Genomic DNA, 16,256 nt, shown 5'->3' with positions numbered 1-16,256 from the left:
GAAAAGATAATGACCTATGCTATCCTGTCCCCCTGCAGGAACGGCTCGGTCTGTCGAATCGTACACGGCTGCAGGAGGTGAGTGCGTGAAGATCCGTGTGCTGGGCTGTCATGGGTCTGAGCAACTTGGAGTGGAAAAGAGCGGACTTCACCAATGCAGGACGTGCGGGTTTCTGATTAACGACACGGTGATGGTGGATGCCGGCACGATCGGCACCGTGCTGACCTTCGAGGAACAACGGGCGGTACGGCATATTCTTCTGAGCCATCTGCATTTCGACCACATTCAAGGGTTGCCGACCTTTGGCGACAACCTCAGTGAACACGCGAGCCGGCCTGTCTCACTGATTAGCATTGCGGAAGTGCTCGATGGTCTTCAGACCCATATTTTCAATGACACCGTCTATCCCAATTTCTTAAAATTACCGACCCCTCTGCAACCGGTCTTTGAATGCCGGGTCGTGGAACCTGGACATTCAATACAGGTAGCGGGTTTACAGGTCACCGCGATCCGTGTGAATCATCTCGTACCTGCTGTCGGGTTCCTCATCCGCGAAGGGGCCTCGTCGATGCTGTATAGCGGTGATACCTACGCAACCGAGGAGATTTGGAAAATGGCCGCCCGGGAAGCCACATTGAAAGCCGCGTTCATCGAAACGTCGTTTCCAAATCACATGGCGGAGCTTGCATTGGCCAGCAAGCATTTGACGCCGGCTTTGTTAGAGCAGGAATTGCTGAAGCTCGGCCGTCCGGATGTACCTGTCTATCTGTATCATATGAAGCCGCGACAGCGCGGAGAGATCGAGCGGGATGTCCGGCAACTCCGGCTCAAAGACGTCAGCTTTCTCAACGAAGGCCAGGAGATCATTATCTAATGCTAAAGGTGCAATGCAACATCATCAATGCGGAAAGACGAGATGATCGTGTCCGTCGGCGCATAGCACTCATCCCGTATCGTTGGGTTCCCTATGGCTTGGTTTAAGAAGCAAAAAGGTGCTGCGCCGCAGACACCGCCTCGGTCCAAATCCGTCGAAGGCATGTGGTTGAAGTGCAATCACTGCCGTGAGATCGTATACCGCAAGGAAGTCGATCGGAACAATAAGGTCTGTCCTAAGTGTGAATATCACTTTCCAATATCGGTCTCAGAGCGCATCACGCTGCTCACCGATCTGGGGACATTTAAGGAGTGGGACGCGGAGGTCGAACCCTCCGATCCGTTACAGTTTAGCGACAGCCGATCGTATCGCGATCGCCTGAAGTCCCAGCAGGAGAAAACGGGGCGCAAAGATGCGCTCGTCATCGGCGAAGGCGCTATCAACGGCCGGCGAGCCGTCTTGGCCGTGTTTGATTTTGGATTCATGGGCGGGAGCATGGGATCTGTCGTAGGCGAGAAGTTTTGTCGCGCGGCCGAGAAGGCACAAGCTGCGAAATTGCCGTTGGTGTTGATCACGACGTCCGGAGGGGCCCGTATGCAGGAAGGGATTCTCTCCTTAATGCAGATGGCGAAGACCTCTGCGGCGGTCGCGAAACTCGGCGAAGCCCGTGTCCCGTTTGTATGTATTCTCGCCGATCCCACGTTCGGAGGCGTCACGGCCAGCATTGCTATGCTTGGCGATGTCATCATTGCGGAGCCGAAGGCCCTTATCGGATTTGCCGGTCCTCGTGTGATTGAGCAAACCATCAAACAGCAGCTACCCGATGAATTTCAGCGGGCTGAGTTTTTGCGCGATCATGGTATGGTGGACATGATTGTGGAACGAAAATATTTGAAAGAATCTCTGAGTACGTTGCTAAGCCATCTGTGAGAAGGGGGTAAAGGGATAAAGCGGTAAGGTGAAATAGTTGAAGAGGCGGACTCGCAACGCTCTTATCCTTCCGATACCTCATCCCCCTCTACCCCATATCCCTCTTTGACCATGACCTACGCCGCATCGCTTCAGTTCCTGTACGCTCTTCACATGCACGGTATTAAACTGGGGCTGGACACTATTGAGTCGCTGCTCGATCGGATAGGCCGTCCCCACCATAGCTATCCAACCTTCCACATCGGCGGGACGAACGGGAAAGGCTCGACGGCGGCCATGGTTGCGTCCATGTTGCAGGCCGAGGGGTATCGTGTCGGGCTGTACACGTCACCCCATTTGGTCGATTTCCGGGAACGGATTCGTGTTGATGGGGAATTGATGACCCGTGACGCCGTCGCCGACTGGACTGAACGCCTTCGTGCGGCCATGGGTGAGACGCTCGATCCGACTTTTTTTGAATTCACGACCGCGATGGCGTTCGGATACTTCGCCGAGATGAACGTCGATGTGGCGGTGATCGAGGTGGGGATGGGCGGTCGATTCGATGCTACGAATGTAGTGACGCCGCTGGTCTGTGTTATTACGAATGTCACGTTGGATCATGAAGCCTACCTCGGCCGGACCATTCCTGCCATTGCATTCGAAAAGGCCGGCATCATCAAGCCGCACGTGCCGGTTGTGCTGGGGAACGTGAACTCCGAGGCGCGGGGTGTCATCGAGCAAGTAGCAGCACATCACACAGGATCCACGTATCAATGGGGGAGGGCGTTCCGGACGGCCGGCGATCCGTCTGCAGGGTTCGATTATGCCGGACTGAAGGTGTCCTATACCAACCTCGCCTGTCCGCTGTCCGGGCAGCATCAATTGGAGAATGCGGGGTGTGCATTGGCGCTCATTGAACTCGCATCGGAGCGAGGGTTCTCGTTGAGCGAGGCGGCGGTGCGTTCGGGACTTCGAAGTGTCTCGTGGGAAGGCCGCCTTGAACTTATTGAGCATGGTCCGGATCTGGTGCTGGATGGCGGCCATAATCCGGCTGCCGGCGCAGCGCTTGCCGATTATCTCGGCCACTATCGTACGCACCATCCAGCCGCTCGAATTATTATCATCGTTGGCTTTATGCGGGACAAAGACCGCGGCGGGTTTTTCAACGCCATCTTGCCGGTGGTGAACGAAGTGATCATGACGCAGGTCCAGATGGCTCGCGCCGCAACTCTCCAAGAAATCCAAAAGACGCTAGATGGCTGGCCTGGTTTAGTCCGTTCCGCTTCCACGTCGGGTGAGGCCCTAGCCATTGCCCGGCGGATCGCGGAGCCTCAGGACCTCATCTGTGTCACCGGTTCGCTGATGCTTGTCGGCGAAGTCAAAGCCCTTTTGCGCGGATGCGAAGTGTCCCTACTTCGTGGGTGAGATGGACCTTCGACTCGGGTTGTTGAATGGTCCCTCCGTCTGCCTGCTGGTCCTCCTTCTACTGGGCTTATGTGCCGACTCCCTGGTGGCTTCTGCCGAACCGTCTTCACCCGTAGCCGTCAAGCCGACTTCCGGCTCACCGATCGAGATCACGGCGGATCAGATTCAGTACCTTCAAAATCTGGAGGTGTACGAGGCGGAAGGACATGCGGTCGCCGCGCAGGGCCAACTCCGGCTCACGGCCGATCGCATCACATTGATGACTCTGTCGGGAACAATGATTGCCGAGGGCGCCGTGCATCTGACCGATCCGAATTCGGATGTCGAAGCAGAACGGCTGGAACTCGATGTCAACACCCAAGCCGGTGTCTTAACGAATGGCACAGTGTTTTTAAAACAGTCTGATACCTTAATCACGGGACGGTTGCTACAACGGTTTTCAGAGAGCCACTATCGAGCCAAAGACGGGTCGTTTACCAATTGCGATGCCAGGGAAGGACAGGTCCCGGCATGGCGGTTTACCTTCAAAGATCTTGACCTAAATATTGGAGAAGGGGTGTACGCGCGGTCCGTCCGGGTTTGTGTCAATGACGTCCCCGTCGTTCCACTGCCCTCAATTCTGTATCCCATTCAGACGAACAGAAAAAGCGGGTTTCTGATTCCGCAAATCGGGTACAACACGCTATTTGGGTTGACCTATCAGCAAAGTTTCTTCTGGGCACTGACACCGAGTCAGGATGTGATTATTGCGCCAAATTACCTCAGCAATCGAGGCTATGGCACGGATTTGGAGTATCGCTATGCGATGAACAGCGTCGTTCCCAATACGGTGAATCGCGGGCAGTGGCTGATGAGCTTTCTACAGGACACCACGGTCGATAAGTCGCGGGCGCTTCTCTCAGGGCTGCATCGCCAACATGTGAATTCCGATCTGGTCATTAACGGGCAAGTGTTCCTCGTCAGCGATCCACAATATTTAAGTCAATTGAGTAATTCAGGCGTCCAGCGAGCCTTAGCGAGTGGCGACTCCATGCTTTATGTGAGCCAACGCTTCGATGTGGGCAATCTCTATTTCACCGGCCAATATCTTCAACCGTTACAGGGCGGCGGTAAGGATACGTTTCAACGATTGCCTGAAGTCGGCACGAATTTCGTCAACATTGCGCCTTTTGACGGCCCCATCCTTTTCGGTCTGGAGTCGGCCTTGACGAATTTCTATCGCAACGAGGGATTTACGCAAAATCGGGCCGACATCGTCCCCTCGATTTCCACTCCCATGTTGGATATCGGGCATGTCATCGGCCTAAAGCCCCAAGTGCGTTTCCGAGAGGTGTACTACAGCCGTAACGTGACGGATACGAGCACGACGCACCGTGAAACGTTCTGGGCAGCGCTGGAAGGATCGTCGAAGCTGAGCCGCCGGTTCCGTTATGAAGACGGAGGCAGCCTCTTGCACACGATTGAACCGAACGTTATCTACGAATTTGTTCCCAGTACGCCACAAGGGGATATCGTGCAGATAGATCAGGTCGATGATCTCCCCAAGAAAAATCTGGTGACCTATTCCATCAATAGTCGGTTGCTCAAACAGACGTCACGTGGCACAACGAGTTGGTTGGATCTGCTCATTGCACAAAGTTATCATGTCGGCGGAACCCCAAATACTGCGCGTGACTTTTTCTTCACCGGCACGCCGCCTTTCGGATCTCTGACGCAACCGCTTCAGCCGCCAACGGTCCCTATCCATACGAATAAGTTTTCCGATCTATGGACCCGGGCTGTCATCGGCAATCCGGTCGGAGCGATTCGCATGGTGGACCATGTGCTCACGGTCGATGCTTTTTATGATCCTTATCGGAACATGTTCAGCCAGTTTAATACCGATCTACGCTTTCAGTATGAGCGAGAGTGGTACCTAGAAGTCGGGCAACGACACACGCGCGAGGGACTCCGGCCACGGCGCGGCGATATCTGGAATCCGATTTCGTTTAATGAAGTCTTTGCGCCCACCCATGAATTGAACTTCTTGACATTGGCCGCCGGGGTGCGCGGCCCATTTGGATTGGCCTTCGGGGCCAGGACGTACTACAACCTTCAGGGGGGCGGAAGTCCGGAAACAGATATCGTCGCTCTGTATCGGAATCCCTGTGAGTGTTGGTCGTTAGGGTTGTACTATATTCAATTCCCGGATCGGGTCCAGTATAATTTTATGCTGACACTGACGGGTGTTGGAACTACGGAAAATTTCGGGACTCAAATTATGAAATACCTTCTCCAACCGCTCCTCATGGGTGAGCGCGCATTGCCTTGGCCGTCTCCTTACGGCAAGCGCTCGACCGCCTCCGCAGCGCCTTCTGGGATGCTGCCTTGACAAGATGCCGAACGCCCCCTACTGTCTTAATAGCAGTACTTGGCTTACTATGATTTCTCCGAGCAGCGCTATGTCATCATACGGCGAGGTTGTCCCATGATGCAGGAGCACAAACAAGAGATGACCGCGGACGATGTCATTCGAGTGAATGATCAGTTTTATATTTTGTCGACGTCGTCCATGGCTGATGACCGGACACGAGTTCTCAAGCAGGATGATACGTTCATCGTGTTTGACCGCCACGGCGATATCCGTCCCGTCGGACAAGGGGTGCAGGGTCTCTACCACGAGGGGACGCGATATTTGTCTCGTCTCGAGTTGCGATTGGGCAAAGATCGACCCATGCTGCTGAGTTCCACGGTGAGAGAGGATAATGGGTTGCTGGCGGTTGATCTGACGAATCCGGATTCCTACATCAACGGTGAGGTCGCGGTCCCACGCGGCATGCTTCATATTTCACGTGTGATGTTTTTGTGGCAAGGCAAATGCTTCGAGCGCTTGAGGCTGCTCAATTATGGCCTTGTACCTATCGACTTTTCCTTTTCACTGAAATTTGACGCGGATTTTGCAGATATCTTTGAAGTGCGCGGGGCAAAACGTCCGCATCGCGGACGGCGGCTAGACAATACAATTCACGGCGGCACCATTGTGATGACCTACGAAGGACTCGACAAAATCGTTCGCCGCACACGGTTGGAGTGCACTCCAAGCCCCACGCGCATCGTCGGGTCCGAAGCCTATTTTGAGACGCCACTTGAATCCAAAGGAGAGATCACATTTCTTCTGACGATCAGCTGCGAAACTCATTCCTCGGCTGCCCGTCGTGTGGTCTATCAGTCGGCGCTCGCAGAAGCGACTCACGTGTTGGCCGAGGCGAAACGGCAGGGCTGCCACATTTTCACGTCGAACGAAGGGTTCAACGATTGGTTGAATCGGTCATTTGCGGACCTTCAGATGATGAGCACTGAGACGCCCAATGGTCCCTATCCCTATGCCGGGGTACCCTGGTTCAGCACTCCGTTCGGCCGCGACGGCTTGATCACGGCGTTGGAGTGTTTGTGGACAAAGCCCGACATGGCCAGAGGCGTGCTCGCGTATTTGGCTTCGACACAGGCCACGTCCGTGATTCCGGAACAAGATGCCGAGCCGGGAAAAATCCTTCATGAAGCACGAAGCGGCGAAATGGCTGCGTTGGGCGAAATTCCATTTGGGCGCTATTACGGCAGCGTGGATTCAACCCCACTGTTTGTGATGTTGGCGGGGGCCTATTACGAGCGCACCGGAGATCTCGCGTTTATCCGATCCATTTGGCCCCATGTGCAATTGGGCTTACGGTGGATCGATACGTATGGCGACGTGGACGGCGACGGATTCGTCGAATATACCCGACATTCGACGAAGGGCCTTGTTCAACAGGGGTGGAAGGATTCGGCCGATTCGGTGTTTTATGACGATGGCGTGTTGGCAGAACCTCCCATTGCCCTGTGTGAGGTACAGGGCTACGTCTTTGCAGCCAAGCGGATGGCTGCTCAATTGGCTATGGCCCTTGGGCATCCTACGGAGGCCGCTGAACTATGGCGGCAAGCCGAAGGTCTGCAACAGCGGTTCGAGGCCGCTTTCTGGTCAGAAAAATTAGCGACCTATGTATTGGCGCTGGATGGACAGAAACGTCCGTGCCATGTTCGCGCTTCCAATGCCGGGCATTGTTTGTTGACCGGCATCGCCGGTCCCGAGCGTGCGGCCAGGACGGCCCACACGCTCTTGTCAAAAGATCTTTTCTCAGGGTGGGGGGTTCGGACATTAGCCGCGTCCGAAGTGCGCTATAATCCGATGTCTTACCACAATGGCTCGGTATGGCCACACGACAATGCATTGATTGCCTGGGGGATGGCCCGTTACGGATTTAAGGAGCCGGTGCACGACATTTTAACGGGGCTCTTTGATGCGTCGCTGTTTGTCGAGTTGCACCGTCTCCCGGAATTGTTTTGCGGGTTTGTTCGCCGGCCGGGAGAAGGTCCAACACTTTATCCAGTCGCCTGTGCCCCGCAAGCCTGGGCTGCCGGGTCGGTGTTTCTCTTGCTTCAGGCCTGTCTCGGTTTGTCGATTCATGGTGCTGAGGAGCGCATTCGTTTTTCGGGTCCGACGTTACCGGAGTTCTTGCAAGAAGTCCGGATTGAAAATCTTCGAGTCGGCAAGGCGACAGTCGATCTCCTACTCGAACGTCACCCTCAGGACGTCAGCATTCGTGTGCTTCGTATGGATGGCCAGATCATCATCGAAAAGTTAGGGGCGGGACAGATGCCCAGCCGTTCAGTGAGTCCGCGAGTCTAGCTATCATCCTCTGGGTCTATCACGTGACTATGCATCGGAGTGCCAGGCGTATCGTGCTGCTTTGCTTGATATGGGCATGGGCAAGCGGCGCGATTGGAGCGGTCGCTGGAGAACAGCCGCGCGATCATTTACGTCGCGCGAAAGTATTTTTGGCAGCCGCAGATTACCGGCATGCGCTGGAGGCGTGCTTACAGCAACTCGTCGACTCACCCTCGGTGGAAAGCTATGTCTACGTCACATACGTCTATCATGCCATTGATGCGTACATCGACCATTTGGCGAATACTGATCGATGGGTTGGGATCGAGCAGCTTTACGTTAATCTTACGTTCCAAGGCCCGCAAGATCTTGTGGATCCACCTGAGGTGCTTGCCCGTATTGCGAAAGAAGTCATTCAAGGTAGTGTACAGCGTCAATCCGATGTGACCGCGGCTATGGCGGCTCGATTGGATGAGGCTGCGGTGGCCAAGCTCTGGAAACAGCAAAAAGCTTGGCGTGCCGCCAAGCCCGAAAAGTGGTGGGCCGGCGTGCCGCCGGAATGGAACTGGTGAGTGGAGGGAGAAGGGGGACCGCCATGAGGGCCTTATTGCCCGCGCAACGCGCACACGAAGACGGTGCTCGTTGGACTGGCATCGCACGATAGAGGATGCGAAAGCGCAGGCCACGTACGAATTTAGTGCTCTTCTCTCTACGTGGGTGCAAATTGCCTCAGGGGTAGCAGATCTTGTGGCGTTGCCTCGGAGCTTCCTTTGCCCTGAACCCGCACGCCCCAGCATACCTTCCTCAGTCCGTTTACAGAGTTTTTAGGCCGGTTGACAGCGAAAATGGGGGTACGTTACGATGACCTCTCGTAGCGACATCAGTTGAAGAAGGAGGAACCGTGGGAACGAATGCGTTGAAAGTTGACGATGCAGCATGGGATACGGAAGTGATCAAGTCGCCGGGTGTGGTGATGGTGGATTTTTGGGCGGTGTGGTGCGGGCCGTGCCAAATGGTGGCCCCTATCGTCGATGAGTTGGCGAGTGAATATGCCGGTAAACTGAAAGTGATGAAGCTGAATACTGACGAAAATCCTGAGGTTGCGGGCCGATACCAGATTATGAGTATCCCAACGATTCTCTTCTTCAAGGACGGTCAGCCAGTCGAAAAGCTCATCGGAGCGCGCCCGAAGAAGCAATTCAAAGACATTATTGACCAGCTACTCGCCCAGTCCGCTTCACCGGCCTAAATGTCACATGAACGAGGATTGAGGAGTGATGAATGGGGGATAGAGCGCACACATCCCTGACCGTGCCCCTCTCGTTAGTCCGCATTCTTCGCTCATCGCTTCCGTCCTGCCCTCGTTGTTGTCCGTACCGCCGTCATCACTGCTTGTAATGCTCACCGAGTTGCGCATTTCAAATTTCGCGCTGATCGATCGCCTGAACCTACAGTTTTCCACGGGCTTTCACGTCCTGACCGGTGAAACCGGCGCCGGTAAATCGATACTGGTCGACGCCCTTGCCTTATTGATGGGTGGCCGCGCCGCGACGGATCAGATTCGATCGGATGCTGAAGAAGCCGTTCTTGAAGCGTCCTTTGCTGTTCCCGCCTCTCATATCTTGCTTGATGAGCTTCGTGGACAACAGCTGTTGGGCGCTGCTGAGACTGACGTGATCGTTCGCCGGATTCTGTCACGCTCAGGGCGCCATCGGATTTATCTGAATGGAAATCTCGTCCCGCTTCATACGCTTCAACGGCTTGGGGGCACATTGGTCGATATTCATGGGCAACACGACCAGCAGTCCTTACTCTCTCCCAAAATGCAGATGGAATTGCTGGATGCGTTCGGCGATTTGGTCGACCTGCGCCAACGTGTGACACGACAGTACGATGTCTGGCGTCACACACAGCATGAACTGAGCGAAGCAGAGCGCGTCTTTCATGAAGGGCGCGCGCGCGAAGATCTCATACGATTCCAATATGGAGAATTGTTGGAGGCTGCACTTACGGTAGGCGAGGATGAGTTGCTGACCGCGGAGCAACAACGCCTCGCACATGCCAGACGGTTGGTGGAACTCGGACAGGAAACCTATGACGTCTTGTATGGAAGCGAGCAATCAGTCCTGTCCGGATTGGCCATTGTCGGAGAACGGTTGAAGGAGCTCGTCAACATTGATTCTGCGCAGTCAGAATGGTCGGCATTGTGCGAAGGTGCGGGCGCGCAGTTGCGTGAATTATCGCACCGGCTGCATGCGTACCAGCAGCAATTAGAGCAGGACCCCGATCGGCTCATGCAGATCGAAGAGCGACTGGATCTCATTCAGCGGCTCAAGAGAAAGTATGGCACGACGCTCGATGGGCTCTTGACGAAAGCAGACGAGCTGAAGCAGCAGCTTGACACCTTTTCCTTCTCAGAAACTCATTGTGCTGAGTTGCGTGACTTAGTCGCACGTGACCTACGAGAGTTGTCCAAGTTGTCGGAACAATTGACGCAAGGCCGCCGACATGCCGCGGAGCAGTTAGAAAAGCGTATCACCAAGGAACTGCGGGCGCTCCGAATGGATCAGACACGCCTACACATTAAAGTTCTTCCTACCGAAGATGGGGTGTATGGTCCAATGGGACGAGATCGTATCGAGTTGCTGTTCTCGGCGAATCCGGGCGAGCCGTTGATGCCCATAGCGAAGGTGGCGTCCGGAGGAGAACTGTCTCGAATGATGCTGGCAATCAAGACGGTCCTGGCGGACACCGACACGGTTCCGGTGTTGGTCTTCGATGAGATCGACACAGGGATCGGGGGCGCCGTGGCGACCGTCATGGGACAACGTCTTCGGGCTCTTGCCAAGTATCATCAAGTCCTGTGCATCACCCATCTCCCTCAAATTGCGTCACATGCCACGTCGCATTATCTTGTGGAAAAGACAATCGAGAAAAAGCGAATCCTAACCCGGGTGACGCCGTTGGACCGGGCAGCGCGCCAAGGCGAAATTGCCCGTATGGTGGGTGGGCTTACGGTGACGAAGGCCGTACGCGAGGCCGCAGCGCAAATGATGAGCGAAGCGGATCCATTGTAATCAAAGCTCGGCGTTAACCGTGGGGAGTTCCATGTAAGTTAATCCTGACTTTTCAGTTGGTTTACCCCTACAGGAAAAAAGGCTGTTTTCCGATATGGCGATTGCCATATGCTGCGTATGATCCCATCCCAACAGTCCTGGATGCGTGACTTTCATCTCTGAGACAGAGACTCGAACATTCCTACGTCAGACGAATACACAACGGAGTCGTGCTCGCGCCCAACCAGGACCACGTCGATCTCTTCATGGGGGTATAAACCCTCTGAAGATGTCATTGGCTGATCTCATTCACCGACAGTTATATGGCACGTTCTAGCGTGAGGAGGAGGTGACAGTCGTGTATCAATGGCGAAAGCAAATGACTGTAATCATAACCATGGGTACTTTGCTCGGTGCCTCCGGGGTCCCCACGTTTGCGCAGACCCTCGGACCTCAGGGAAGTCCTCCCCAAATCAAGCGCCCAGCTGCGGCGGGCGCGGATGGGCATGCCTCGGAAAAGTTCGAGAAGGACTCTTTGGTCGTGACATCCGAATATTACATTGGGCCCGAGGACGTACTCGAGATCATTGTCTGGCGGAATCAAGACCTATCGAAGGTTGTCACCGTTCGACCGGATGGCCGAATTTCGCTTCCCTTGTTGGGCGATATTGAAGCGACCGGTCTGACGCCGTCTGAATTGACCGCGAACATCGTAAATAGACTGAAACAGTTTAAGGAAACTCCGACCGTATCCGTCATTCTTCAGCAAGTGAACAGTTACGGGATTTATGTATTAGGGGAGACGCAAAAGCCGGGACGCTACTATCTCAAGAGTAAGACGACGCTCCTGCAGGCGATTACCATGGCCGGTGGTTTCACACCGATCGCGGCGCGCAATAAAATCGTCATCTTTCGGTGGGGCGAAGGAAAAAATGAAATCAAATTGAAAGCCAGCTATGATGATATCGTCCTGCGAGACGGCAACAATCAGAATTTCATCCTGAAGCCCGGGGATACGATTGTCGTGCCGGCAGAAACCATGGTTCTCACTCAATGAGTATGAAGAGTCTGCGCGCAAACGTCTTGGTTTGCTGTGTCGTGGCCTTCTCGATGGCCGCCTGCAATCCATTCGATCCCAAACCGGAGCCGGCTGCCATCGCCAATGCGACCTACGCGACCGGTGACTATAAAATCGGGCCCGAGGACGTCTTGGAGATCATTGTCTGGCGCAATCAGGATTTGTCGAAAACTATTACAGTCAGGCCAGACGGAAAAATTTCCTTGCCGTTGATCGGCGATGTCCAAGCCGTGGGGCTGACACCGGATCAATTGACCAAAGAAATTGTCAACCGGTTGAAGGAATACAAAGAAAATCCCAATGTGTCGGTCGTGGTTCAGCAAGTGAATAGTTATGGCGTGTTTGTCTTGGGAGAGGTCGCGCATCCGGGAAAGTACCAGCTGAAGTCGTTTACAAGTGTCTTGCAAGCTGTATCGCTGGCGGGTGGGTTCACACCGTATGCTGCCAAGAGCAAAATGTTTCTTCTGCGAAAGTTGCCGGACAAGGACAGCGAGGTTCGCATTCCCATTGACTATGATGAAATCGTGTCCGGGGAGGATTCGACCCACAATGCCATTCTCATCCCTGGCGATACCTTAGTGGTTCCCTAGTGGGTGAGCAATGAAATTCGGTCACACTGAAGAAACGAGGCAGCGTCGATTGAGTGTAAGCCGGCAGGGCATCCCGGCAGCCTCTCATGAAGGCCGGAGATGTCGCGTCGGGGCATGCGCTTTTTAACGGGGGTAGCGTATGGGGCCATCCTGGGCCTTGCAGCAATCGCATCTTCGGCTTACGGCCAAACGCGGTTCATTCCGGCGCTGTCCGTAACCGAAGCGTACGATACCAATGTATTTTTCATCACCTCCGGCGCTCATTTGCAAGATTATGTCACAACCTTCACCCCGCAGATCCGAGCCGAGCACAAGAGTCGGTTCTTCGATGGCGGGGGGCAGATCAGTCTTCCGGCGTCACTGTACGTAAGGAACCCGGGACTGAATTACGTGGCAGTCAACACGTCCATTAATGTGGGCCTAGATCAATTAACTGCGCTGGTTGATAAGAGGTGGAAGTTGGCGGTTACCGATTATGTGACGTATACGCCGCAACCGCCGGCGTTCTTCTCTCCGGTGCCAGCCGTAGGTAGCGGGACGGCGTCGACGACCGAGCTCAGTGCGCCGGCAAATTTCATACGTGGCGTGCAAGCCGTGCGTGCCAACTCACTGATCAACGTGGCGGGCATCAAGAGTCAGTACATATTGACACCGGTGACGTCACTGACGGGCTCCATTCAACATCAATACATGCAATTTGGGACCACCTTCGCGCCGACGCCCGGACAAGGATTTTTCACGACTAATTATCTGACGCTCGGCGCCGGACCGCAGTTTCAAGTCACGCCGCGCGACACGATCAACGTCAACTTTAATTATTCCCATATGTCGTTTAGCCAGCCTAGTGGATTTTCAAGCATGTTCAATACAGAAGGAGGAACGGTCGGGTGGACGCGCAAATTTTCTCCAAAATTAAGCGCCAATGCGACAGGCGGTTTTACGGTCTTCACCGGTAACAGCAACCTCCAATATCTCGCGTCGGGTCAAATTACCTATCAGGAGCGTAACACGACGTTTATCGCTTCATACTCCCGTTCGATATTTCCCAGCTTTTTCATCGCCGCGACCCCTCTCCTCAGCCAGGTCGTATCGGCGTCGTTCATCCATCAGTTCACCGAACGCTTATCGGTGAACGGTGCCCTGAATTATGCGAAGAATGAAGCGATCGGGAACGTTCCTCTACATTTCGACAGTTATGGCGGCAGTGCCGGCATCAGTTATGCCTTCAGCAAGACGTGGTTCGTGAGTGCGAACTATATGCATATGGTCACCAAAAATTCGTTTAGCGGGACCGATTTCAACTTCGACCGCGATGTCTTCAGTGTGACGCTCCGTAAGGAATGGCCCAATTTCTTCCAACCCCAATAAGGTGCGGTGGGACTACCATGCTCGAATTTGCTGATTATTTCGATGTGTTAAAAAAACGCAAATGGGTGTTTCTGGTCTGGATTGTCGTGGGCTTGGTAGGGGCTGGAGTCGCGTTTCTCTTGTTGCCGAAAGTGTATCGGTCCAGCACGCTGATCCTTGTAGAATCCCAGAAAGTCCCCACCGATTATATTAAACCGATGGCGGTGGATACGATTGAAGAACGTCTGATCGCAATCCAGCAACAGATCCTGAGTCGAACGCTGTTGCAGAAAATCATCGAGGAGTTTCACGTCTATGACGACGAATTGAAGCGCCAGCCGCTCGAGGACGTGATTGATTTGATGCGTCGGGATATCAAGATCACGATGGTGGACGATCGGTTCCATCGGAACATACAGGCCTTCACCATTTCTTACGATAGCGATGTCCCTGCATTGGCGATGCAGGTCACGAATAAGTTGGCTGCACTCTTTATCGGAGAAAACTTGAAGGTACGGGAGCAATTAGTGGAAGGAACGTCGGAGTTTCTGGAGCAGGAGCTCTTTCGGCTCAAAGAAAAGCTGGATCGACAGGAGGAGGCGATAAGTCAATACAAGCAAAAGCATATCGGGCAGCTGCCGCAACAAGAGGAGGCAATGTTCCGAACACTCGATCGGCTCACCATGGAGTTGCAAACGCAGAACGATATGTTGCGGATGCTCGTTGAACGAAAGGAGATCATGCGTGACGCCCTCGAAACGTCGGCCGGTACGCCGGGTGGCGTCATTCATCTCTCTCCCAAGGGACGTCTCCGCCAACTCAGGGAACAACTGGCGCAACTGTTATCCGAGTACAAAGAGAGCTATCCCGATGTCCTGCGTGTCAAACGGGAAATCAAGGATCTGGAAGCCAGGGTCGCGCGGGGACCGTCGTCGGACGATTTGGAAGAAGATGTAGTGGTCAGCGGCTCGGACATGGATTCCCAGTTGCGCACGATTGATGCAGAAATCAAGGTTCGGCGCCATCGCGCAAGCGAGGTTCAGGCACAAATCAAGTCCTTGGAACAACGGATGGAGCAGATGCCGATCCGCGAACAGGAACTGAGCACGCTTCTGCGAGACTACGAGACGACTAATAAGCGCTACCAGGCCTTGCTCGCCAATAAAGAATCGGCAAAAATCACGGAACAAATGGAGAAGCGGCAGAAAGGCGAACAATTCCGTGTGCTCGACCCTGCGAATCTGCCTATCAAGCCAGTCAAACCGGATCCTCTGCGTGTCTTTCTCGCGGGCATCACGGCCGGGTTGGTCCTAGGCGGCGGGACGATCTGGTGGCTGGATTTCAGGAATCTACCGTTCCGTCGTCCAGAAGAAATCGAAAGCTCTCTTGGGTTACCGATGCTGGCCACGATTCCTCATATGTTCATGGTAGGAGGACACGACCATAGCAACGGCCGAAACGGTACGCCTGCAGTCACCGGATGGCGACAATGGTTTGAGCGGCTAAAACTGGTGTCCGGGAGTGCAGAAAACGGGAACAGAGCCTTGATGCATAAACTGCCCACAGGCGGTAAATCGCAACGCGTGCTGCAAGCGCATATGAATGCGCTGGGCGCTGAACAGTTTCGTGTCTTAGCCGGCCGAATTGTGCAGGTCCGTGAGAAAAAGGGTGCCAAAATACTTGCGGTGACCAGCTCCCTGGCCGGCGAAGGAAAAACGACGGTGGCGTTAGGGCTCGCGATTACGCTTGCTCGGGACTATCTTGAAGAAACGATTCTGATTGACGGCGACATACGCAATCCTGAGGTGTCGACTCGTATGGGATTGCAAGACGAGCGCGGCTTGATTAATGTTCTAGCCGGCGAGTGTCTCTTGAATGAGGCGCTGTATCAGCACACCCACCCCAATCTTCGCATCCTGTCTGCCGGTACGGTGGAGCATGGAAGCCGAGGGCTGACCGCGACACGAGTGGGAATGCAGGAACTGTTGGCTGATTTGCGAAGTCGGGGCGTCATTGTGATTCTCGATGCGCCGCCTATTTTACCGATGGCCGATATGAACCTGTTTTCCGAAGTCGTCGATGGGATTGTGTTGGTTGTCCGGGCAGAGCAGACACCACAGGGTGTGGTCGCCGAGGCTCTGCGATTTCTGTCGGGAGGAAGCATTGAAGGCGTGGTGTTGAACGATTTGGTGACGCCGCGGCATCAGTATTACGGTCGGTATGCGATTGCCGAACCGCCTCCTGTACTGTGAGGGCCCGCATTCCCACAGTTCTCGCATCAGTTGCATTGGCG

General features: G+C 54.4%; 12 protein-coding genes. All 12 read left to right on the top strand.

The genetic code is table 11. The features are described from left to right. The first annotated feature begins 85 nt into the window (after positions 1-85). On the top strand, positions 86-874 hold the full coding sequence (locus ACWHYZ_RS15820; protein ID WP_447983643.1) for a 3',5'-cyclic-nucleotide phosphodiesterase: 789 nt from the start codon (positions 86-88) through the stop codon (positions 872-874). A 93-nt stretch (positions 875-967) separates the two neighbouring features. Beyond that, positions 968-1,804, top strand: coding sequence for an acetyl-CoA carboxylase, carboxyltransferase subunit beta (gene accD / locus ACWHYZ_RS15815; protein WP_447983642.1), 837 nt, complete (start codon positions 968-970; stop codon positions 1,802-1,804). A 153-nt stretch (positions 1,805-1,957) separates the two neighbouring features. Then, the gene (locus ACWHYZ_RS15810) at positions 1,958-3,211 is read left to right on the top strand and encodes a bifunctional folylpolyglutamate synthase/dihydrofolate synthase (protein WP_447983641.1); all 1,254 of its coding nucleotides are present in this window, start codon (positions 1,958-1,960) and stop codon (positions 3,209-3,211) included. A gap of 1 nt (position 3,212) precedes the next feature. After that, positions 3,213-5,582, top strand: a complete 2,370-nt coding sequence (locus ACWHYZ_RS15805; protein WP_447983640.1) for an LPS-assembly protein LptD — start codon at positions 3,213-3,215, stop codon at positions 5,580-5,582. A gap of 96 nt (positions 5,583-5,678) precedes the next feature. After that, a complete protein-coding gene (locus tag ACWHYZ_RS15800; protein WP_447983639.1) occupies positions 5,679-7,913 on the top strand; it encodes an amylo-alpha-1,6-glucosidase in 2,235 nt (744 codons plus the stop codon). A 29-nt stretch (positions 7,914-7,942) separates the two neighbouring features. Then, positions 7,943-8,464, top strand: a complete 522-nt coding sequence (locus ACWHYZ_RS15795) for a hypothetical protein (RefSeq protein WP_447983638.1) — start codon at positions 7,943-7,945, stop codon at positions 8,462-8,464. Positions 8,465-8,793: 329 nt separating this feature from the next. After that, positions 8,794-9,141, top strand: a complete 348-nt coding sequence (gene trxA / locus ACWHYZ_RS15790; RefSeq protein ID WP_447983637.1) for a thioredoxin — start codon at positions 8,794-8,796, stop codon at positions 9,139-9,141. Between the two features lie 148 nt (positions 9,142-9,289). After that, positions 9,290-10,969: a DNA repair protein RecN gene (gene recN, locus ACWHYZ_RS15785; protein WP_447983636.1), complete on the top strand. Its 1,680-nt coding sequence runs from the start codon at positions 9,290-9,292 to the stop codon at positions 10,967-10,969. Between the two features lie 358 nt (positions 10,970-11,327). Continuing rightward, complete coding sequence (locus tag ACWHYZ_RS15780) at positions 11,328-12,005, top strand: polysaccharide biosynthesis/export family protein (RefSeq protein WP_447983635.1); 678 nt, start codon at positions 11,328-11,330, stop codon at positions 12,003-12,005. Continuing rightward, on the top strand, positions 12,002-12,616 hold the full coding sequence (locus ACWHYZ_RS15775) for a polysaccharide biosynthesis/export family protein (RefSeq protein WP_447983634.1): 615 nt from the start codon (positions 12,002-12,004) through the stop codon (positions 12,614-12,616). Before ACWHYZ_RS15780 ends, ACWHYZ_RS15775 begins: the two co-directional genes overlap by 4 nt. A 99-nt stretch (positions 12,617-12,715) precedes the next feature. After that, a complete protein-coding gene (locus ACWHYZ_RS15770; RefSeq protein WP_447983633.1) occupies positions 12,716-13,984 on the top strand; it encodes a hypothetical protein in 1,269 nt (422 codons plus the stop codon). Between the two features lie 17 nt (positions 13,985-14,001). After that, positions 14,002-16,215 carry a GumC family protein gene (locus ACWHYZ_RS15765; protein ID WP_447983632.1) on the top strand — a complete coding sequence of 738 codons (2,214 nt, stop codon included), beginning with the start codon at positions 14,002-14,004 and terminating at the stop codon, positions 16,213-16,215. The last annotated feature ends 41 nt before the right edge of the window (positions 16,216-16,256 follow it).

It is taken from the genome of Nitrospira sp. Nam74 (assembly GCF_965152615.1).
The sequence above is the reverse complement of the archived record's forward strand: the minus strand, read 5'-3'. Positions and strand labels throughout refer to the sequence as shown.

Bases quoted from the DNA above. Each gene is read 5' to 3' on its own strand.
- accD (WP_447983642.1), top strand. From the start codon at position 968: ATGGCTTGGTTTAAGAAGCAAAAAGGTGCTGCGCCGCAGACACCGCCT.
- ACWHYZ_RS15810 (WP_447983641.1), top strand. From the start codon at position 1,958: ATGCACGGTATTAAACTGGGGCTGGACACTATTGAGTCGCTGCTCGAT.
- ACWHYZ_RS15805 (WP_447983640.1), top strand. From the start codon at position 3,213: ATGGACCTTCGACTCGGGTTGTTGAATGGTCCCTCCGTCTGCCTGCTG.
- ACWHYZ_RS15800 (WP_447983639.1), top strand. From the start codon at position 5,679: ATGATGCAGGAGCACAAACAAGAGATGACCGCGGACGATGTCATTCGA.
- ACWHYZ_RS15795 (WP_447983638.1), top strand. From the start codon at position 7,943: ATGCATCGGAGTGCCAGGCGTATCGTGCTGCTTTGCTTGATATGGGCA.
- recN (WP_447983636.1), top strand. From the start codon at position 9,290: ATGCTCACCGAGTTGCGCATTTCAAATTTCGCGCTGATCGATCGCCTG.
- ACWHYZ_RS15780 (WP_447983635.1), top strand. From the start codon at position 11,328: ATGACTGTAATCATAACCATGGGTACTTTGCTCGGTGCCTCCGGGGTC.
- ACWHYZ_RS15775 (WP_447983634.1), top strand. From the start codon at position 12,002: ATGAGTATGAAGAGTCTGCGCGCAAACGTCTTGGTTTGCTGTGTCGTG.
- ACWHYZ_RS15770 (WP_447983633.1), top strand. From the start codon at position 12,716: ATGTCGCGTCGGGGCATGCGCTTTTTAACGGGGGTAGCGTATGGGGCC.
- ACWHYZ_RS15765 (WP_447983632.1), top strand. From the start codon at position 14,002: ATGCTCGAATTTGCTGATTATTTCGATGTGTTAAAAAAACGCAAATGG.